The organism is Marinobacterium sp. BA1, from assembly GCF_041155135.1.
Classification (GTDB): Bacteria; Pseudomonadota; Gammaproteobacteria; order Pseudomonadales; family Balneatricaceae; genus Marinobacterium; species Marinobacterium iners.
In genome coordinates this window covers 109833-129055 of sequence record NZ_BAAFHC010000002.1, presented here as the reverse complement: position 1 = coordinate 129055, position 19223 = coordinate 109833, and the positions used below count along the sequence as shown (strand labels likewise).

Annotated in this window: 19 protein-coding genes; 18 read left to right on the top strand and 1 reads right to left on the bottom strand. The window is 47.8% G+C overall.

Annotated features, from left to right (window positions below; translation table 11 throughout):
* Positions 1-25: 25 nt before the first annotated feature.
* Positions 26-982: a hypothetical protein gene (locus tag ACAM29_RS19800; RefSeq protein ID WP_369625299.1), complete on the bottom strand. Its 957-nt coding sequence runs from the start codon at positions 980-982 to the stop codon at positions 26-28.
* Positions 983-1430: 448 nt separating this feature from the next.
* On the opposite strand from ACAM29_RS19800, the gene ACAM29_RS19795 reads away from it, so the two are divergent.
* From ACAM29_RS19795 to pilV, 18 genes are all read left to right on the top strand, one after another.
* Positions 1431-1940 (top strand): hypothetical protein, encoded by a 510-nt coding sequence (locus ACAM29_RS19795; RefSeq protein ID WP_369625298.1) that lies wholly within the window; start codon positions 1431-1433, stop codon positions 1938-1940.
* Positions 1941-2137: 197 nt separating this feature from the next.
* Positions 2138-2587 (top strand): DotD/TraH family lipoprotein, encoded by a 450-nt coding sequence (locus ACAM29_RS19790; protein ID WP_369625297.1) that lies wholly within the window; start codon positions 2138-2140, stop codon positions 2585-2587.
* 3 nt (positions 2588-2590) lie between these two features.
* A complete protein-coding gene (locus tag ACAM29_RS19785; RefSeq protein ID WP_369625296.1) occupies positions 2591-3436 on the top strand; it encodes a type IV secretory system conjugative DNA transfer family protein in 846 nt (281 codons plus the stop codon).
* A gap of 13 nt (positions 3437-3449) precedes the next feature.
* Positions 3450-4784: a type IV pilus twitching motility protein PilT gene (locus ACAM29_RS19780; RefSeq protein WP_369625295.1), complete on the top strand. Its 1335-nt coding sequence runs from the start codon at positions 3450-3452 to the stop codon at positions 4782-4784.
* Positions 4777-5070, top strand: coding sequence for an IcmT/TraK family protein (gene icmT / locus ACAM29_RS19775; protein WP_369625294.1), 294 nt, complete (start codon positions 4777-4779; stop codon positions 5068-5070). The genes ACAM29_RS19780 and icmT overlap by 8 nt, the downstream gene beginning before the upstream one ends.
* 25 nt (positions 5071-5095) lie before the next feature.
* A complete protein-coding gene (gene parM / locus ACAM29_RS19770; RefSeq protein ID WP_369625293.1) occupies positions 5096-6145 on the top strand; it encodes a plasmid segregation protein ParM domain-containing protein in 1050 nt (349 codons plus the stop codon).
* A 10-nt stretch (positions 6146-6155) separates the two neighbouring features.
* The gene (locus tag ACAM29_RS19765) at positions 6156-7157 is read left to right on the top strand and encodes a hypothetical protein (protein ID WP_369625292.1); all 1002 of its coding nucleotides are present in this window, start codon (positions 6156-6158) and stop codon (positions 7155-7157) included.
* A gap of 30 nt (positions 7158-7187) precedes the next feature.
* Positions 7188-8024 (top strand): toxin co-regulated pilus biosynthesis Q family protein, encoded by an 837-nt coding sequence (locus ACAM29_RS19760; protein WP_369625291.1) that lies wholly within the window; start codon positions 7188-7190, stop codon positions 8022-8024.
* On the top strand, positions 8021-9682 hold the full coding sequence (locus ACAM29_RS19755) for a PilN family type IVB pilus formation outer membrane protein (protein WP_369625290.1): 1662 nt from the start codon (positions 8021-8023) through the stop codon (positions 9680-9682). The genes ACAM29_RS19760 and ACAM29_RS19755 overlap by 4 nt, the downstream gene beginning before the upstream one ends.
* Positions 9683-9686: 4 nt before the next feature.
* Positions 9687-10997, top strand: coding sequence for a type 4b pilus protein PilO2 (pilO2, locus tag ACAM29_RS19750; protein ID WP_369625289.1), 1311 nt, complete (start codon positions 9687-9689; stop codon positions 10995-10997).
* Positions 10987-11580: a type IV pilus biogenesis protein PilP gene (pilP, locus tag ACAM29_RS19745; protein WP_369625288.1), complete on the top strand. Its 594-nt coding sequence runs from the start codon at positions 10987-10989 to the stop codon at positions 11578-11580. The genes pilO2 and pilP overlap by 11 nt, the downstream gene beginning before the upstream one ends.
* The gene (locus ACAM29_RS19740) at positions 11501-13285 is read left to right on the top strand and encodes a GspE/PulE family protein (protein WP_369625287.1); all 1785 of its coding nucleotides are present in this window, start codon (positions 11501-11503) and stop codon (positions 13283-13285) included. The genes pilP and ACAM29_RS19740 overlap by 80 nt, the downstream gene beginning before the upstream one ends.
* Positions 13257-14351: a type II secretion system F family protein gene (locus ACAM29_RS19735; RefSeq protein ID WP_369625286.1), complete on the top strand. Its 1095-nt coding sequence runs from the start codon at positions 13257-13259 to the stop codon at positions 14349-14351. The genes ACAM29_RS19740 and ACAM29_RS19735 overlap by 29 nt, the downstream gene beginning before the upstream one ends.
* 67 nt (positions 14352-14418) lie before the next feature.
* On the top strand, positions 14419-14979 hold the full coding sequence (locus tag ACAM29_RS19730) for a type II secretion system protein (RefSeq protein ID WP_369625285.1): 561 nt from the start codon (positions 14419-14421) through the stop codon (positions 14977-14979).
* 78 nt (positions 14980-15057) lie between these two features.
* Entirely contained in the window at positions 15058-15999 is a 942-nt protein-coding gene (locus tag ACAM29_RS19725) for an ATPase, T2SS/T4P/T4SS family (RefSeq protein ID WP_369625284.1), read from the top strand.
* Between the two features lie 7 nt (positions 16000-16006).
* Positions 16007-16519 carry a type IV pilus biogenesis protein PilM gene (pilM, locus tag ACAM29_RS19720; RefSeq protein WP_369625283.1) on the top strand — a complete coding sequence of 171 codons (513 nt, stop codon included), beginning with the start codon at positions 16007-16009 and terminating at the stop codon, positions 16517-16519.
* A gap of 12 nt (positions 16520-16531) precedes the next feature.
* The gene (locus ACAM29_RS19715) at positions 16532-17662 is read left to right on the top strand and encodes a type IV pilus twitching motility protein PilT (RefSeq protein WP_369625282.1); all 1131 of its coding nucleotides are present in this window, start codon (positions 16532-16534) and stop codon (positions 17660-17662) included.
* 13 nt (positions 17663-17675) lie between these two features.
* A complete protein-coding gene (gene pilV, locus ACAM29_RS19710) occupies positions 17676-19145 on the top strand; it encodes a shufflon system plasmid conjugative transfer pilus tip adhesin PilV (RefSeq protein ID WP_369625281.1) in 1470 nt (489 codons plus the stop codon).
* The last annotated feature ends 78 nt before the right edge of the window (positions 19146-19223 follow it).

The following is a 19223-nucleotide window of genomic DNA, read 5'->3' as shown; positions in this document are numbered from 1 at the left end:
AGAAATGCACGGGTGCTGTTCCCTCTCACACGAAGGAAGGTGTTTGACTGATTTTTTTGGCAAACACAATTCGCTCCACCGCCTGAATGTCCGCCTCATCGGGCTGAACATGGATGCCTCCCACGCGTCCAGCGGTGCGCCTCCCGTAATGCTCGCCGGCCGTATCAGGTGACGCGTGCCCCATCAGGGCCGCCACTTCCACTTTGGAAAAACCTCCCGCTTTTGCGTGAGCCGCAAACTGGTGCCGGCCGCTGTACAATGTGAAACGCGGGGCCGTCTTATCTTGGCTTTCACGGCCTGCGATACACTTATCGTGAACGCGCCGGACGGCAACAGCCATCAAGCGTGTAACGTCCGCATCATGATCGTCGAGATCAGTAACATGTGAGCCCTGTTCGGCGATGGTGTTAAGCAGCCAGCGGACTGCCTCGATGACACGCTCAGGCATGCCTTCACCAACATGCAGTGTTCTATATTCACCGAAGCTTCTGCCTCGCGAATGCTTTGCATTTCTTACTAACAAGTGTCTTTCTTCTTCATCGTACAACGCGCCGAACCATTCGATCGGGCGCAGTCCGAAGTGCCTGGAACAGAACATGATCGTCACACCTATGCGTGCATGGATCCCAAAGCGACCATAGAAAGCGGTTTTCATCATGCTGTCGATGATGTCGTCCGGTAATCGCTTAGCTCTCAATCCCGACCTACTGCCACTTTGGCCCGTCGACAAATCCGGGATGTCAATCTGGACACCTGCGTTCCCAAGCGCGTAGTTAAGAGCAGAGCGATACACCCTTAGTGTTCGAGAGCTGAACTTTTTCGATAGCTCATTGATCAGCCACTCCCTCAGGAGCTGCGGGTCATCTCCGATCTTGCAACTGTTCTCCTCCTCAAATCGAGCAAGTAGTCGTCCTGCTGTTCTTGCATACCGCTCTTGCGTTGAGCGCGCCAATTTCTGTTTTTGATGCTGTTCCTTTGGCATGACGAATGGCCCTCTTTTTTTACCCGAAAAGTGTGTTTCCGTTACTACAGACGATGATTTTCTATGCTTGCCGGGGTGCTCGCAAGGCTCTCCCCCCGTTACCTCACGCAAAAACGGATTAAATATTCCACTTAAAACGATCTTAACTACATCCCTATAATATTACACACCACTTGCGCAATTACTTACACATCTATAGTGAAACCCATTACACGAAATTAACGTATTCGTAAAGAGGTTACACATCTACTTTGAAATAAATTACACAAACAGATCCAAAGAATGCGTTTCATGTACACCTATTCACCCCCTGTTTTCTATCTACGCAGGGCCTATCCATCCCTTTTATGTCGATCTAAAGCTCGCTTGCCCACGGCGGATACAGCCATCTACCCACGGCGGATGCAGCCATCTACCCACGGCGGATGCAGCCATCTACCCACGGCGGATGCAGCCATCTACCCACGGCGGATGCAGCCATCTACCCACGGCGGATGCAGCCATCTACCCACGGCGGATGCAGCCATCTACCCACGGCGGATGCAGCCATCTACCCACGGCGGATGCAGCCATCTACCCACGGCGGATGCAGCCATCTACCCACGGCGGATGCAGCCATCTACCCACGGCGGATGCAGCCATCTACCCACGGCGGATGCAGCCATCTACCCACGGCGGATGCAGCCATCTACCCACGGCGGATGCAGCCATCTACCCACGGCGGATACAGTCATCTACCCACGGCGGATACAGCCATCTACCCACGGCGGATGCAGCCATCTACCCACGGCGGATACAGGCATCTACCCACGGCGGATACAGCCATCTACCCACGGCGGATACAGCCATCTACCCACGGCGGATACAGCCATCTGCCCACGGCGGATACAGCCATCTGCCCACGGCGGATACAGCCATCTACCCACGGCGGATACAGCCATCTACCCACGGCGGATAAAATTATGGGTACCCACGGCGGATACAGGCTCGTGTTGAGCACAATCATCTATTACATATGTGGTACAATCAGATCGAATAGTTGCCGCAACACGAAGGCGAATTGGCAAGCCATTTAGTTAGATCGAATAACTCAATTGGGAATATGAGATGCGTTCACGAAATCTGAAGAATGCCCTCCGCACAGGAGGTGTCCTCTTGGCGACAGGCGCTCTGCTCGCCGGGTGCCAGAAAGCCGCTCAACCTCAACAGCCACCCAAAGCTGATCCCGTGATCGTTGCACTCAAACAGGCTGTTGAGCGCATTCAGGATGAGCACAGCGTGCTGGCATCTGTTGAACGCGGGTTGCGCCCCACGCAGCCACTGCCGGCAAAGCCGAATCACGTTAAGGAATTTTCTCAACGGATTACGTTGCGTAACTGGAATGGACCAGCCGATGAAGCATTGAGAATTATTGCGGGCTTGGTTGGTTACAGCTTTGATGAATCTGGCGTTCGCTCACCGATCAAGCCGGTCATTATGTTTGATGCCAACAACTTGGAGTTCTACGAGGTTGTATCAAAAATCCATGATCAGTCTGGAAGTCGGTTTAACATTCGTATCGACGTTGCCGGCAAGCGTCTGACAATGGTCCACCTGGAGGGTTAAGCCATGCTATTTGACTTGCCACCCATGCCGCCAGAGACGCAAGCCCTGATTCAACAGGAATGTCGTTCCACATACGCTTCTCTTATTCACGCCGCGCCGAAGGAAGTGATTGCTTTACAAAAGAGCAACAAGAGTACTGCTGAATCGTCCGGCGATGATGTGAAGACATCGTCATCCGATATCCGGAATTTGCGTAGGAATGCGATTGAGCAAGAGGCTTTTTCTATTGGCGCCCAGGCTGGTCTTGCGTGGCGATATAAAGGCATTGAGTACATTCTGGAGTCAAATCAGATCGAGCCCCTGCTTGATCGCGCGCTGGACTTCAACCGCGTAATCACCCAAAAAAACATTCTTTTGCCGGTTATATCAGAGGCGAAAGAGAGTTTCGAAATGAGCAGTGATGGTCAGACCGCCCGTTCATCACAGATGACGTGGGAGATTATCGTGAACGCACGCATCACAACGACTCCTCCGTCCTGGAGGGAATACCTGTATCAACATGCGGAAGCGCCCACAAATGCACCCAGCGGGCTGATGCCATACGATCGAGGTGAGCAAGAGCTCTGGAGAATGGGTATTTGTACGGGTTTTCAAAGCGGCGTTGAGCAAGCCAACTTGATTTTCACTGATCGTCTCACCCGCCTTGTTCGGGACTATACCGGCATGCTGCGATTCAGAACTCTGGCGGCGCAACAAGTGGTTTCAATGCCACGTATTGATGAAGGCCGCCTTGGTGTTTCTGTTCAGAGTGATCGTGTCCACGTAGACGACCGCATCATTCGCATTACTGATCCCGTTCGCTTCAATAACGCCAACCAGTGGCGAGCTGTGCCCGGCATTAATCAATAAGGGTGTTACGTATATGTCTGCAGATACTGGAAGTGTCACCGCGAAAACTCACCATAAGGATACAGCAGCTGACGCCTATGAATCTGTAGGATTGGCTCCAGTTGACGAGCCCGATGCAGAACCTGATACGCTGGAGTATCCGGGCGACACTTCTTTTATAAACGTGGAGGTCGCTAACGACATTCTTAAATGGTCCATGCTCCAGGATGCTTCTGATATCGCCTTTGCACCTAATGAAGCTATTTGGCTTCGGCGGCATGGCGAGTGGATTCGCATCACCCGTCGTCGACTCACGACCCATGAGATCGGGCTTCTGTTGGATCAATTTTCCAAACAGCCCTCTGCGTCCTCGCAGACCAAGTCCGGTCAGGATATCGATTTTCCTTATGAAATTACGCTTGAGCGAGGCAAACGTGCACGTTTCCGATGCAACGGAACCGGTTGTCGGGACAACTGGAGCCAAGGTATCGCCATCGTCATGCGAACAATACCCGAGTTCCCGCCCAAAGTTGAGACGATGGAGCTACCGGACTACCTGGTGAATGCATTTAAGCCCAAATACGGATTGGTCTTGGTTACAGGCCCAGTGGGGTCGGGCAAGTCAACACTGCTCTCCTCTGTTCTTCGTGACATTGCAGAAAGCGAACGAAAGCACATCATTACCTATGAAGCCCCAATTGAATTTGATCTTATGGGCCTTCCAGAGAAAAAGTCGCTAGTCGTGCAAACAGAGGTCCCTATTCACCTGAAGAGCTTCAGTGCAGCACCGCGAAACTCGCTGCGGCGTGCCGGCGATGTGATTTTGTTTGGTGAAGCACGCGACCAAGAAACGCTTCGCAACATGTCGATTGAGGCCGAGACAGGGGTCGCCGTGTACTCAACAGTTCACACTAACTCTGTTTCAGAGACCATTTCGCGCATGGTTCGAGAGTTCCCCGAAAATGAACGCGACGGTATGGCTGCCACTCTGGTTGCTGCAATGCGTGTCATCGTACACCAGCGTTTGGTTGTGCGTGCTGACGGTAAAGGTCGGGTAGCTATCCGGGAATGGTTGATTTTCGATGATCATATTCGAGACATACTGGTAAAAACCCCCATCAAAGATATGATCCCGGTCACGGAGGACTTAGTGAGCCGCTATGGCCGATCTCTAATGGTTGATGTGACGGAAAAGTACGAACAAGGCCTTATCAGCACACAGGAATTCGAGATGTATCAGAAGATCAAGTCAAGTTCTGAACATACGGACAACTCTGAGCCTGATTACAATTTTTCGTGTGAAGAGATTCCGCCGCTCTACCATCCCGATAATGTATTATTGACCGATCGAGGATCTCATCATGGCTGAGGTTACACGCTGGCATTGGCGTAATACTGCGATTGAAGCTCGTTTTTTTTTCATGGATGCGTCGATTGCATACCCTCTTCTGTTATTGATCCTGCATTTCAGACAGTGGACGTTTTACCTAACTGTCGCCGTCATGATTTTTTTATTTATGATGAGCAAACGTGGTTTCACCCCAGAAGCCAATTTTCTCTATGTGCGCGCACGCATAGGGCAGTGGGTAGGCGGAGGTAGGCGCCCAAGTGGTTCTCCATATGAGCTTACCAAGCGCCGCCATTATCTACGTTAACCAATTCACAAAAAGGAACCATCTTATGGGACAAACAAAAGTCGCAAAACCCTCGCTGACAATCGCTGTTGATGACGGCTATGCCAACACAAAAGTCGCCTTCTACGAAGGTCCTGGCATCCAGACATCTTTCATTCCTTCCGTATATGGCAATGCTGACCTCGGCCATTTCGAATCGGACATGAGTGGCCACGCTCTGAATACCTACCGTACAGCAGAGCACGACGAGGACTCTGATTTAACAGCACGTTTCTGTGTGAGTGCCAATCTATCTCACCCAACGGACACACGCGCAGGTTCTTATCCTGTGTCACCGGCTAACCGCTGCGTGATCCATCATGCCATGTACGCTGCCGGCGTTTCACCTGACAGACACGACAGCATCAACCTCGCGGTAACTTTACCTATTAGCGCTTATTTTAGTGCTGATCGAGAATTACTGATTGAGAAGCGCAAAGCTTCACTCACTATGCCGGTTTTCCGAGAACAGGGCCTTTCAGATACGGTGAAAATGCCCGACATTGTAAACGTGCACGTACTGCCTGAGGCGATCATGGCGTACTTCGATCATCTGCTTGATGAGAAGGGTAACATTTGCTCTGACGAAGATGCAGTCGTTGCCGTCGTAGATGTCGGTGGTCACACAACTGATATCGCGGTAGTCCAGCCTGGCGGCAACATCAGCCGCGACCGTAGCAGCTCAATTCCGCTCGGCATTTTGAAGTATATCGAGCGAGTACAGGAGCTGGTTCTGCAGTCTCACAAGATCCGCATCACGAACAAACACGTCAATACTGCCATTCAAAACAAGGGCATTGTGAATATTCGCGGACAAAAAGAAGACCTTTCCCCTTACCTGTCAAGCGCCTCGGAAATCATCGTTCGCGAACTCCGTGCCCAAGTCGGACAGGTACTCGGGGACGATACAGATGTCGATTGCATTCTGTATGTTGGTGGCGGAGCAAAAGTTTTGGGACGTACATTATCTCAGCACCCAAATGTGGTTATCCCGAACGACCCACATTACGCCAATGCCCGCGGCGCACTCAAGTACATGACCTTTATTAAGGGGTAAGGGAGGCGCAATGAGTGACCCTCGCAAGTATGTGCAGATACACCTACCTAAAACGCCTACGATCTGTCTCAATCTGCAGCGTATCAAATCTATGTGGCCGTCGCTGATTTGCGAGCTGTTATATACCGGGATCATTACTCGCTCCCAATCTGGGGAGACCACAACTTCCGAGGACGCTAACACACAGGATTATTTCAATCTACATACTCGCTATACGCCCTCATATCAGATGGGTTCAAAAAAGAACGGGGCTAATTTTGTAGCACGAGTGGTCGCAAACGCCATAGAAAACAGCACCCCTGAAGAACTTGGCGTTCTATTAGCTAACGCCATCGAAGTGATCGGGATCGACAACATAGTCGCATACTCTCCGGATGCATTGGGCTGCTGTGAAGTTGAGTCCAATAAGGACGTAGATGCCATCAACCCACGCCTAGCATCAACACAACAACCCACGATTAATTCTGTTAGCTCTGGTAATGTTGCCACCACCGGCCTGGGCAATAGTACAAATTCATTACTCCATGTTGAACATGGTACTGTTGAGACTGACTCACCACTGCATCCCGTTGTAGCCACAATGTCTTTCGATGATGACGCTGGACGATCGTACAAAGGTGATGATCCAGGATTATCGTGCGATGTGTCTGACGTTGAACCGAGCTCTGAAAAGGTGATTCCGGTATATGACCCTTCTGAGACCTATCAGACTGCTACAGCCCGGCCAGATGAGCACTCGATCACTGAGCACTCAGCTCATACCAGCGTAAGTGAACGCGATGAGCATAACGACAATTATTCAGTAGAATCAAACAATGAAAATGGATCATCTGGTAAAATAGAAAATACTGAGGATGGCGGGGACGCGTCTGCACAACCCATCCATGGTAGATCAGCACATGCGGAGACGCCAAGCACGATGCCAACTTCGGGCGCGATCACTGAAGATCAACACACGGAAGCGGAGTTTGGAGATAAACGCACACGCTTATCCAAATATGCTCATTTTTAAAACTCTCACGACGATTACAGGTTGCTGCCGATGACTGCAAAAAAGAATCTTTTGGTGTTGTGCTTGCTCAGCTCCCTTGGTGCACTGAGCCCTATTGCCCATGGCCTTGAGCTTGTTAACGTCCCCGAAGCATCTCCCCCAGAAGTGGCAGCTCCTGCGGATTCGCCGTCAGTTCAACAACCTAAGGTTGAAAGTATTACAGTTCCGGCAACAATTGATGTGCGTTTACATCAAAGCGAAAGCCCGGAAGTGGTTTTAGGATCTGGAGTATCTTCAACAGTTCCAGTTGTTTCATCGTCTGCTGCGCGGAACACGAATACAGTTAATATCGAGGAAATTGGGGTCGTTGATCCGAGCCCTGTGAGCAGCTTTGGAAACAATGTACCTTTCACATCTGCGCTTAGCCTAATGCTACCTGAAGGCTGGTCGATCCACCTGGCCGATTCGCTACGTTCGATCGAGCATCGTGTAAGCTGGCGTGAAGGTGAGAATCGTTTAATGGCCCTCACGCGAATCCTGAACAATCACCCTCAGGTTCGGAGTGGGCGTATCAATTGGGATTCAAAAACACTGTTCGTGTTTGACAAGCCCATGACCGCTGAAGGGCAGGCAATTTGGGATGTCACCAGCGGGAAGTCACTCCGCACGACCTTGACAGAGTGGGCAGCATTTGAAGGCTGGTCTCTGGTTTGGGATCCAAAACACGACTTCGTGCTGGGCGCGAGTGCTCGCTATCAAGGCACCCTGCCCTACGCAATCGAACAATTGATAGGCGCTACTGCGCGAGCCAACAAAAGTCTCGATGTTAATCTATGGGGACAAAATCGTGTAATCCATGTAACCGAGCGAAAAGGAGCACGACTGTGAGTAAACTTCATTCCGCACGTCTGGCTAGTATAGCTTTCACCCTATTCATTCTATCCGGCTGTAAAACCGACATGATTGCTTCGACTGAAGCGTCAATCGACCAGCACGAAAAAGAGATCTCAAGATTAATGCGTGATGCTGGATCAAATACTGGTATCGCGTCTTCACTCGCATCCGTTCAGGTCAACTCCGGTTCGTGGATTCCATCCCAGATGGTTGCCCTTGATGACAATAATCGCCCGGGTTCCATAGCCGAAAGCCAGGAAGTTTCGATAACAAAGCTTTTTGATAGCTTTCCATCTGCGACAGACCATATCACTGCTGTATCCGGGGTACCTATATTCATAGATCATTCAGCACGTGAAGTGCTGGTGCCTACTTACGAGGATGATAGTGAAGAAATAGACCCTGAGAAGCCTACAGTCACAAGACGCCACGCGCCGGGTCTGATTTCAAGCCCCATAGGAAAAACCCCTTATATACCCATTGGAGCAGATGACGAAAGAGCCCGGACGGCCCCTGAAGGTTTTACGTTCTCTGTGGTATATCATGGCACACTCAAAGGTCTGATGGACCAATTAACAGCACGATTTGGCGTCTACTGGGATTGGAATAGTGATGCGACCCAGATCAGGGTTTTTCGAGAGGACACTCGGACATATCGCGTTGCTGCTCTCATGGGATCTTCATCTATGAAGACTAACGTAAATGCCACATCCAATGGTGGCAGCAGCGAATCGTCGATGGAATTTACTGAGTCAGTATGGGAGAGCCTTGAGCTTTCCATCCAAAGTATGCTCTCAAGTAATGGTCGAATTTCTGTCACCCCTGCTACAGGTACCCTTTCAGTTACAGATACCCCAAGCGTACTTGAGAGGGTTGATCAATTCATGGCATCCCAGAATGATGCTATGTCCAAGCAAGTTATACTCAATGTACGCGTACTTTCCGTTAATTTAAGCAAGAATGATAACTACGGCATTGACTGGGACCTTGCGTTTAAAAATCTATCAGAAACGTACGGAATATCTTTTTCGAGTGCCTTCAATCCAGCTGAAACCGCATCGAACCTCGGGTTGAGAATTCTTTCTGATGCAAACAACCCAAATGCAAGCATTAATCGATGGACAGGCTCAAGCGCCATGTTTTCAGCACTTTCGCAGCAGGGGAAAGTTTCACAGATGACGTCAGCAGCGGTAACAACCCTTAACAATCAGCCTGTTCCTGTGCGTGTAGGACGCCAACAAGCTTACCTGGCCAGTACCGAAACAACCATTTCCGATAACGTAACAACTACGTCACTTAGCCCGGGAACAATCGATACAGGGTTTAACATCAGCCTAGTACCGCACATAACAACAGACAGAAGCCTGCTTCTTCAGTTCGGTATGGATATTTCAAGTCTCGTAAGCCTGGAATCTTTTGCATCCGGTGAATCAGTCATACAAATTCCGCAAACAGAGTCACGCAATTTTCTGCAGCGCGTAAGAATGAATTCAGGCGAGACTCTGATCGTTGCAGGTTTCGAGAACTCAAATATGGATACCCACAGTCAAGGTATCGGGGATGCTAATCGCACCTGGGCCGGGGGCGGCGTCAGCGGCGATCATGAACGTAATGCACTTGTGGTCCTGATTCAACCGATAATTCTGGATTAATCGCATGCCGAGCAAGTTTTTTAACTACGACGGTGAGGTCTTTGCTGCGGGCTTGTTCTGGCAGCCCGTCAATGGTGATTCACGCAAGGAGAAGCCTTCACTAATAGGTGTTGGGCCTGAAACGCGTAAGACTGCAAGACGGCTGGACAATTGTACTCATATAGCGTGGCGGAATGGGGATACGCCACATATTGGATTTCTTGATAAGATTTCACCCAATACAAAAGAAGAACGCAACGCCAAGTCATCAGCTTATATTTTAGCTGAGAGTATTTCCAAACTTCATCCTCACGCTCGAAGCTTTATTGCTGTGTTTGAGATACAAGATGTCTCTGAATCAATGTGGCTTCTTGTGGCACAGCATGATCGAATAATCTTGGCAGATGGTGACATGCATGGTTCTGAGGATGAGGTGCTAGCTCATTTTCATCAAATGCTGTCATTGCCTATGAGCTGGGACCTACTCATTGCGCCCGATCACTGGGGCATTACCAATGCATCGACTGATATTACGTTTGACGGGCTCCTTAAGGAGGCGGAAGCCAGCAAGTTAATATTGAAACAGTCATCCCTGAAACCGATTAAACGGAGTCGAAAAAAGCTAATATTGAGCGCGATTTGCGTGCTGTCACTCATTGCTCTTGCAGTTGGTTCTTACAAAGGGATTGTTCTTTTCCAGAATTATAAAGATTTACAAAACAACCCAGCTAAGGAATTACCACCCCCTCCTCCACCGCCATGGACACGAGAGCCTAGCGCCGAAGATGCTATCGATGCTTGTGTCACCGGTGTTCTAAATACTGAGTGGGTGATTGGAAATTGGCGCCTGGATGCAATCAATTGTTTACCCACTATTAGTGGTGGGTCTATAACCGCCAATTTTCTACGCGCAGCTGATGGATGGGTGTCTCACGCACAAGAAGCCGTGCCCGATATTACATTTAGCAATAAAGGTGAAAATGGACAAATTGTTCATCAACTCCCCCCGTTCGACGCATCTAAGTCTAGTCAAATCGAACAATCCTCCTTCCCATCGCGATCTGTTTTCGATCTAAACATGCGCAGATATTCTCAAGAACTTGGCATTCAGATTGAAGTGGGCGCTCCACGTGCCGCCCCACCCATCACCGGCCGTCCAGATCTACCCAGGCCTACCTGGAGCACCATTGATTGGTCAATACGTGATACAATGGTTACACCAAATATCTTAGTTGAACCAATGTCAAATCCTGGGCTGAGAATCAAGAAAGTGTCAGCATCCTTATCTAACGGGTCGTTAATTTGGAATATTGAGGGTACGCAGTATGCAAAGTAAAAAGTCATTTATAGCCAAAGTTCCCATGGTATGGGTTGCGGTTGCGGCTTTTAGCGGTTATGTGTATGGCGATTCTACCGCTTCTAATCCAGATTCTAGCAGCTCGTTGACTGCTGGTAAGATTGGTGAAGAAATCCGCCGCATGAATGAAGAAATGGTCATTAATGGCACGCGTATTCGTAAACTGGAGCAGAAGCGCGAACTACTGATGATCGAGTCCGAAGTCGAGGCTCTAGAAAATCAAAGATCCCCAATTTCCGTACCTGAAGAATCCGTTGAGAACGGTGCATGGGGGGGTAATGAGCGGGATGAAGATGCTGTACTAAACCCTGAGCCCATTATGGAAGTACAAACCCCTGAGCCTATCTTCCATAAACCCGTCATATTGGAGATACTTGGATCAGGCGGGACCTTGTATGCCACCCTAATTGAAGGGAGCGGGCGCCGTATCACTGTAAAAGAAGGTGATACTATTGAAAATGGTTGGAAGGTGGTATCTATTCATGTCGGTTCTGTCAATATTTCAAGGGGCGGCGAAGAAATTGCGCTCAAATTCGGACAAAACGCTAACGAATTTTTCTGAAATGCGTTCAAAGCGTGATGAAATCGATGTCCATTCTGAGCCCCCAGGTCTTAACCCTAACCTGGCACAAAAGGGTGCATCATTTATGACTACTACGACCAGTTCCGGTGGCTCAGTACCCCTTACTGCGACTGGGGGGAGGTATTCCATACCTGAGAATGTTCAGAAAATACTTTGTCTAATGGACGATGGTCGACTTTTTATATCGAAGACGCATATTCATGACGCACATGTAACTTCTTTCAAGGCATTGCTACATCGGACTAACGTAAAGTATGAAGAACATTTAGTTACTATACATGTAATCCAGAGTTTATATTCCAACGCGTCAGGTAAGAATAGCGCACGCGATAGTTCTCGCAATCAGCACTTGGCAAAGCAGTTATTTGATGATGCCGTTAAACTGCGCGCATCCGACATCCATATACGTGTTAGCGAGCAACGCGGATGCCAGATCTACTTTCGGATACATAATGATTTGGAGTTTCAAGCAGAGCACCCATATGGTTTTGGACAGCAATTCTGCTCAACCATTTATCAAGCCATGTCTGATGTGTCAGACTCCACATTCAAAACTAACGCTCGACAGGACGCCAGGATCTCCAAGCGTACAAACCTACCTGCTAAATTAGATGGCATTCGAGTGGCCACAAGCCCGCAGGTGGATGGTTATCTCATGGTGTTAAGACTACTGTATAACGACACCAATGATTCAACTTCTCTATTGGACTTGGGCTTTAGCAATGCTCAATCACGTACATTAGCTCTTGCAAAGAAAAGGCCTACAGGTATCAATATAATTGCTGGTCCTACAGGGTCCGGTAAGTCAACAACTCTTCAGAGGGTGTTGAGTGGTATAATCAAGGAACATTCTGGTCGCAAACATGTAATCACTGTTGAGGACCCTCCAGAATACCCTATTCCAGGTGCAGTCCAGACGCCCGTCACGAATGCTGATACTGAAGCAGAAAGATCAGTTCAGTTTCAGTTGGCCATAAAATCCGCGATGCGTCTTGATCCAGATATAATCATGATTGGTGAGATGCGTGACACGCCATCGGTACGCCTTGCGCTTCAGGCGGCCATGACGGGACATCAAGTTTGGACAACTTTGCATGCAAATAATGCATTAGCCATCATAGATCGTCTGATGGATCTTGGTACGGCTCTTGAGGTCGTAACTGATAGCAGCATCATAAGTTCTCTCACTTGCCAACGTCTATTGAAGGTATTGTGTCCTCATTGCAAGACTCCTTTTGAAGACGCTATGGATCGATATAGCGAAATTGATGTCAAGCGCGTCATGAGTGTTACACCAATTGACAATGTGTATGTTACAGGCAGCGGATGTAGCCATTGTAATAATACCGGCATTATCGGGCGTACTGTTGTTGCAGAAACCATTATCACTGATCAGCGCTTAATGCAGCATATCCGTAATCATGACCGCATTGGTGCCATTGGCTATTGGCTTGGTGATCAAGAAGGACGCACTATGCTTCAGCACACCATAGATAAAATCAATTCGGGATTAACTGACCCATTTGTTGCTGAAGAAGTTGTTGGTCCGCTTACGATGGGACTAATTGAGCAAGACCATTCAATTCAGCATTCTGAAATTGGTAGCGCCATAGGCTCAAACGAAGGCCTTAGTGCAGCATCTGTGACGGTGGATTATGACGAAATCAACGCCCTTGGAAATTAAATTCGCGCGCTTCATGGTCTTACATAGTGGTAATGAACGTAGAAGACTATGGCTTAAACTTGCGAAAATGGTCAACAATGGGGTCCCCATCATTAAAGCACTCGATAGTCTTATTGAACGTCGCGTAGCTATGGGTCAATCGAAGCACCAAATGACAATTGCATTACGCGACTGGTCTAAGAAACTATCTAATGGTGCTAGCCTTTCTGAAGCTATAACGGGCTGGGTAAGCACAGATGAAAGAATGCTCCTTATGGGCGGGGAACAATCCGGACAGCTTGAAATATCGCTCGTGGCATCTGCTCGTGTTATGGAGGCTAAGAGTAAAATCAAAGGTGCAATTTTAGGTGGTACACTTTACCCTGTATTCCTTTTGTTAATTGGTTTTGGATCTTTGGCTTTATTCAGTTACCAAATCGTTCCTGCATTCACCTCGGCGGTACAGGGTAAGGATCCATGGACTGGGATTGCGCGATCCTTGGTCGAACTGAGTTCATTTGTTCAATCATATTTGATATTTATGATTATTGCTTTAGCAGTAATTTTTATTATTTTCTTTGCTTCATTGAGTAGGTGGACACGACGACTGGGTGGAGTTCGAATAGTCCTTGATCGCTACGCTCCTTACTCGATTTATCGAGTAGTACAAGGTTCTTCCTGGCTGCTTTCTTTCGCCGCGATGATCGAGTCAGGTATGCGAATAGAAATGGCGCTAATGGAGCTTGAGAAACATGCATCACCTTGGCTAAAAGATAGAATTAAAGCCTGTTTGAGAGGCATGCGTGCAGGTGAAGACATAGGCTCTTCATTGGCGAAAAGTGGGTACGAATTCCCAGATCGTGAAATTATCGATGACATGGCCGTCTATGCGAGCCTTTCGGGATTCGATGAGGCGCTCAAAATCATTGGCAATGAATGGCTCGATGAAGGTATTTCTGTTGTACAGAAGCAGATGAAGTCTGTTTTTGTTGTTGGGATTATTGTGGTTGGGGCCTTGCTAGCCTTCATGATCGGTGGGATGTTTGCGATGCAGATTCAAATGACAAATTCACTCCGAATGATGTAGGGAACCGCGAACCATTTTATATATAGTATAATTAATGATGTTAGTCCATAAACCGAGGAATCATCCGATGTACAAATCACAACGCAATCAATCAGCTATGAAATTGCATCGCCAGGCGGGTATCACGCTTGTTGAGATAGGCGTTTCGCTTGCTATTCTGGCAGCAGTCGTTGCTGGTTCTCTTGCACTCTATGGCTCGACTTCTACATCGCAAAAAGTCCAGCAGCTCAACCAAGACCTCATTAGCATGCGTGGCGGCGTTCAGCAACTTTATGTACAGTCTTCAACGTACACAGAGGGAACAGCTGGTGATATCAATGTTATGATCCAGGATTCGAAACGCTTTCCTACAACCCTAACTCCTGATGGTGTCAATGGTTTCACTCACCTGCTGAATGGTAACCTTACCATCGAAGGCGAAGACGAAATCTTTAGCATTGCAGTGAGTGGCCTAAATGACGATGCTTGCATTTTGCTGGCCACTCAGGCAGCTGACTGGTACTCCGTCAATAATGATGGCACTAAACCAACCGCGCCTGATGATGCGACCGCACGTGCACCGGCAACTCGGTCTGCACTATGTGGTGCCGGGAATGCTGCGAACACGCTTTACTTTTATTCCAGCTGACCATTAGTAGTACGAACAAGCAGTTGAAAGTATTGGACTTTAACTGCTTGTTTTAATTTAATTCTGGAGTAGTGCGATATGCATCGTCTTGCCGATCTTAGGTTTTCTGATATTTACATCGGTGAAGAGAAATCCTGGCTATCAGGTCTTCCAGATGGGGGTGATCCTGTTCCTACACCTCCCGAAACGGAAAATGATATTCATGCAATTCGTCAGCGGTGTTCTGAATATAGACAGGAATCAGGGCGGCAAGAGTTTAACCTCCGTTATGATAATGTTGTTTACCGTGTTTCTACGCTTTTCTCTCTTGAGGAAATTGTTTACATCCTTCGTCCCTTTCCTGCAAATGTTCCTGCACTTATTGACCTTGGTGTTCATCCATCGATCATAAGTCTCGTGCTTCAACCACGAATGACAGGAATGATCGTCATTGCAGGGGCTTATGGTCAAGGCAAGACCACAACGGCCTCCAGTCTCGTCATTGAGCGTTTGAAGCGTTATGGCGGTATTTGCGTATCAATTGAAGACCCGCCTGAAATGCCGCTGCAAGGGAGACATGGTGAAGGCGTTTGCTATCAAACGGAAGTAAGCCAAGGTGGTTTTGCTGACGCATGTCGATATGCCGCTCGATGGGCTCCCACCATTATATTCCTTGGGGAGATTCGAGACGCAGAAACAGCGACAGAAGCTCTAAAAGCATCCATTAATGGTCGGCTTGTGGTATGTACTATTCATGCGGATTCACCCTGGTCGGCAATAGAAAGGCTCTACAGTCTAGCAAGTAATTCAGCTTTAAGCTCAGAGGATGTTTCAAGTCTATTAGCAAACGGTTTATCAGTGGTTCTGCATCAGCACCTTGCCAATTCACCACGCAGACCCATGATCAAGCCCATCAGCGTCAAGGGTGATGAAAACAAGAGCGTTCAATCCTTAATTCGTAATAAAAAGTGGGAACAACTTGAAAATATTATGACACTTCAGGTCAACCGAATGCTAAATACGATGCGATCCGTGAATTGAGAGCCTCATGAAGCCTTTACTTATCATGTCGATGGTCCTCTTTGTTTTAACTGGTTATACTGGTTTCACATTGCACTCCGAACGTGAACGTCGCCAATCCATTGAAAATGAGGTTTCGACTCTCGGGTTTCTTGCGTTCCGACATGCTGTAATTTCTTATGTACGACAGAATCCCGCTACTGGGTCTCGGGATATTGATTCTGCACTTCTTATGACACTTCCAGCCACTGAGATTCCTAATGGATTTTCAACAGCTGGGGCGTATACCGATTTCAGTCGCTATTCTGCACACCAAGATTCTAATGGCCAGCTTTATGTTTACATAACATCACCTTCTTTGTACTTGTCTGATGGTGTTGTAAACACCCTAAAAGCACCTGAGCTTATTGGTACGGCCTTCATAGACGGCGGTACTACGTATATGCGTTCTCTGACACATCAAGGTGGTCTTGGTCCTGTAATCGTCAGACCGATTCCTGACCTGATCCCGCCTGGCTCGCTGGTCGTGATAGGGCGATAGAAGGAAACAACAATGAATGAACCTTTAGTGACTGGTGAATATCAAGTTAATCTCTATGATCTAATTCAAGAGGTTATCTCTGCACCCATGCCTTTTACTGATTTGATGATTGAAGAAAACAGTTTCATTCGTATATTACTTCCTGATGGTTGGGAGGTGTTTGAAAGTCACATACCTGATCGAAAATCAATTAAATCTTTTCTTGACAACATCGAACCTGAGTGGTCTTCAATTATAGCGAGTGACGGTGCTTTGAGTCGTCCAATGCTGCAGCTCGATAACAATGACTACCCTTGGCGACTTCGATTAAACATTTATTCAACCTATTGTGGCAAAACAATTAAAATTGTAATTCGCCGGATGCCGGTCACTGCGCCCTCTATCGCAGACACAGGACTGCCCCCTACTATAAACGTATTGTTGCGGGCAACACGCGGGCTAATTTTAATCACAGGCTCAACAGGTTCGGGCAAATCCACTTCCATGGCCGCTATAGTGAATGCGCTCAATGAGCAGCGTAAATCTCACATTATCACAATTGAAGATCCGATTGAGTATGTGTACGAGCCCGTTAAAGCGGTTTTTTCTCAGCGCGAAGTAGGTGTTGATGTTCCATCCTTTCGTATAGGTGTCAAAAATGCTCTTCGACAGAGACCTGATATCATCGTCATTGGTGAGGTTCTGGATCGAGAAACAGCTGAAACCGCGCTCATTGCAAGTGATTCTGGACACTTGGTTATTGGTACTCTTCACGCAAACAGTGCAGTAAGTGCGATATCAAAACTCCTCTCTTTTTTTGAAGGTGGTGATCTTGACAACAAGAAACGCATACTTGCCAATACACTACAGGGCATTATTGCTCAGGTGTTAATACCCACTGTTGAGCGCAATGGTTATGTACTCGCTAGCGAGGTGTTGATTAATGTAAGTCAAAAACTTACTAAGCTGCTTTACGACCCCGCCCGACTTCAGGAAGCTTTGGATACTTCACCTGATGGCATATCGAGGTCAATGGGCAATGCGTTACTTAAATTGATTGAACAAGGAAAAATCACAGCATCTGAAGCTCATCGTGTTTCAGGCTTACCGCCTAAGATGTATGAGCGCTTCCGTGAGGCAGCCAAAATGGTCCGTAAGTCATAGTTTGGAGAACTCTATGTCATCCTCTTTATCAAACGTTCATCACAAACAACGTGGCCTTACCCTTGTAGAAGTGGCTGTTTCGTTATCGATCGCTTCGCTTGTTGTTGCCGGCGTGGTTACACTTATTAGCCGGTATATGGAAGACACTCGTCTCACATTAGCTGGGCAGCATATGAAAACGATCGGCGATGCATATGCTAGTTTTATTCAGGACAACTACTCTACTATCATTGAGCGTCTTGATGATACGGGTTCTGAATTAATGCGACTTGACGTGGATTCAGATTTAATTGCAAACAGGTATTTACCTGACGGTTACACAAACACAAACAGTTATGGCCAATCTCTGTGTGCGTTAGTGAGGCAAGATACGTCCCCATCAGGACGTGTTGTATTGGAGGGTTTGTTAGTCACTGAGGGCGGTCGCGATCTTGATGACGTATCTCTTTCACTTCTGGCATCTCAATCAGGAGCAGCAGGAGGAGCTTTTTATGACATGCCTCTCAATATCATCAACCGTGAAGACAGCTTTGGCAATATTGTAGATGTGGATATATACGGTGTATTAGGCGGTTGGAATCTGCATGCATCCACTTATCAACATGACAACATCTCCTATGATACCGCCGGTACTGACAATCTAAACTGTTCCGGTGGTACCGGCCCTGTATCAATATCCTCACGACACGCTTTTAGAGCCTTGTGGCTTGACCATCAAATGAATACCACCGCGTTTTTGTACAGGGATGATGTCGGAAATCCCATCTACAATACGATGAATACTGACCTCCACATGGGTGGGTATCTCAATACAACAACGGGTGAACTCGAAGGCGGGAATTTCATTGATGGATTAGCTGCTGTCGATGAAGGCACTGTGTGCAATGATCCATCCAGTAGCAATCCAGTCGAAGCGCAAACCATTGGTGCACTTGCACTCAATAAACAGGGCAAACTTCTCAACTGTCGTGAAGATGAGTGGAAGTTTGTCGGCGAGGTTCCTATTGAAAATACATATGCCGCATTGAGCGTTCGGTCATGCTCCAGTGACAACCATGGCCAGGTATACGTTGTAAAAGAAGGTGATGAAGTAGGTGGTACGTCTCGGCCGAGGATTTTTATTTGCAACGGTTCAGATTGGCACCCTTCTAGTTTTGATGAGTTAGGTAATTTGGATGTTTACGGCGATGTTATAGTTCACAGCGATATTGCGTACTCACCTATTGCGGGTCTCCCAAACTTATCGGACGGTAGAACGGTGATTGCGGGTGCCAACTACACCACTCCTTGTTCTGTAGGCTCTATTTCAACGACAAGAACGGGGTCCATAATGGAGTGCCTTGCCGAAATCAATCCCGTGCTTGCTCCCTGCCCCAGTGAATCCGAGGGACTTCCTTTTGGTACTAAAGCCATTGCAGATGCTGATTACCCTGGCCTGGGGATTGAGCAGGGTGAGATCATCATGTGTGTAGAAGATCCATAATTAAGCTGTGTTTACGAAGGCCAGAAGACGCTTCCGATCTGGGTCTTACAACGCATTGGTTTTTTTACTATACTTGGG

What these genes read in the sequence shown, in the direction of transcription:
- ACAM29_RS19725 (WP_369625284.1), top strand. Translation starts at nt 15,058, where the DNA reads ATGCATCGTCTTGCCGATCTTAGGTTTTCTGATATTTACATCGGTGAA.
- ACAM29_RS19785 (WP_369625296.1), top strand. Translation starts at nt 2,591, where the DNA reads ATGCTATTTGACTTGCCACCCATGCCGCCAGAGACGCAAGCCCTGATT.
- pilP (WP_369625288.1), top strand. Translation starts at nt 10,987, where the DNA reads ATGCAAAGTAAAAAGTCATTTATAGCCAAAGTTCCCATGGTATGGGTT.
- ACAM29_RS19740 (WP_369625287.1), top strand. Translation starts at nt 11,501, where the DNA reads ATGTCGGTTCTGTCAATATTTCAAGGGGCGGCGAAGAAATTGCGCTCA.
- ACAM29_RS19715 (WP_369625282.1), top strand. Translation starts at nt 16,532, where the DNA reads ATGAATGAACCTTTAGTGACTGGTGAATATCAAGTTAATCTCTATGAT.
- ACAM29_RS19800 (WP_369625299.1), bottom strand. Translation starts at nt 982, where the DNA reads ATGCCAAAGGAACAGCATCAAAAACAGAAATTGGCGCGCTCAACGCAA.
- pilM (WP_369625283.1), top strand. Translation starts at nt 16,007, where the DNA reads ATGAAGCCTTTACTTATCATGTCGATGGTCCTCTTTGTTTTAACTGGT.
- pilV (WP_369625281.1), top strand. Translation starts at nt 17,676, where the DNA reads ATGTCATCCTCTTTATCAAACGTTCATCACAAACAACGTGGCCTTACC.
- icmT (WP_369625294.1), top strand. Translation starts at nt 4,777, where the DNA reads ATGGCTGAGGTTACACGCTGGCATTGGCGTAATACTGCGATTGAAGCT.
- ACAM29_RS19795 (WP_369625298.1), top strand. Translation starts at nt 1,431, where the DNA reads ATGCAGCCATCTACCCACGGCGGATGCAGCCATCTACCCACGGCGGAT.
- ACAM29_RS19760 (WP_369625291.1), top strand. Translation starts at nt 7,188, where the DNA reads ATGACTGCAAAAAAGAATCTTTTGGTGTTGTGCTTGCTCAGCTCCCTT.
- ACAM29_RS19735 (WP_369625286.1), top strand. Translation starts at nt 13,257, where the DNA reads ATGACGAAATCAACGCCCTTGGAAATTAAATTCGCGCGCTTCATGGTC.
- ACAM29_RS19780 (WP_369625295.1), top strand. Translation starts at nt 3,450, where the DNA reads ATGTCTGCAGATACTGGAAGTGTCACCGCGAAAACTCACCATAAGGAT.
- ACAM29_RS19765 (WP_369625292.1), top strand. Translation starts at nt 6,156, where the DNA reads ATGAGTGACCCTCGCAAGTATGTGCAGATACACCTACCTAAAACGCCT.
- parM (WP_369625293.1), top strand. Translation starts at nt 5,096, where the DNA reads ATGGGACAAACAAAAGTCGCAAAACCCTCGCTGACAATCGCTGTTGAT.
- ACAM29_RS19730 (WP_369625285.1), top strand. Translation starts at nt 14,419, where the DNA reads ATGTACAAATCACAACGCAATCAATCAGCTATGAAATTGCATCGCCAG.
- pilO2 (WP_369625289.1), top strand. Translation starts at nt 9,687, where the DNA reads ATGCCGAGCAAGTTTTTTAACTACGACGGTGAGGTCTTTGCTGCGGGC.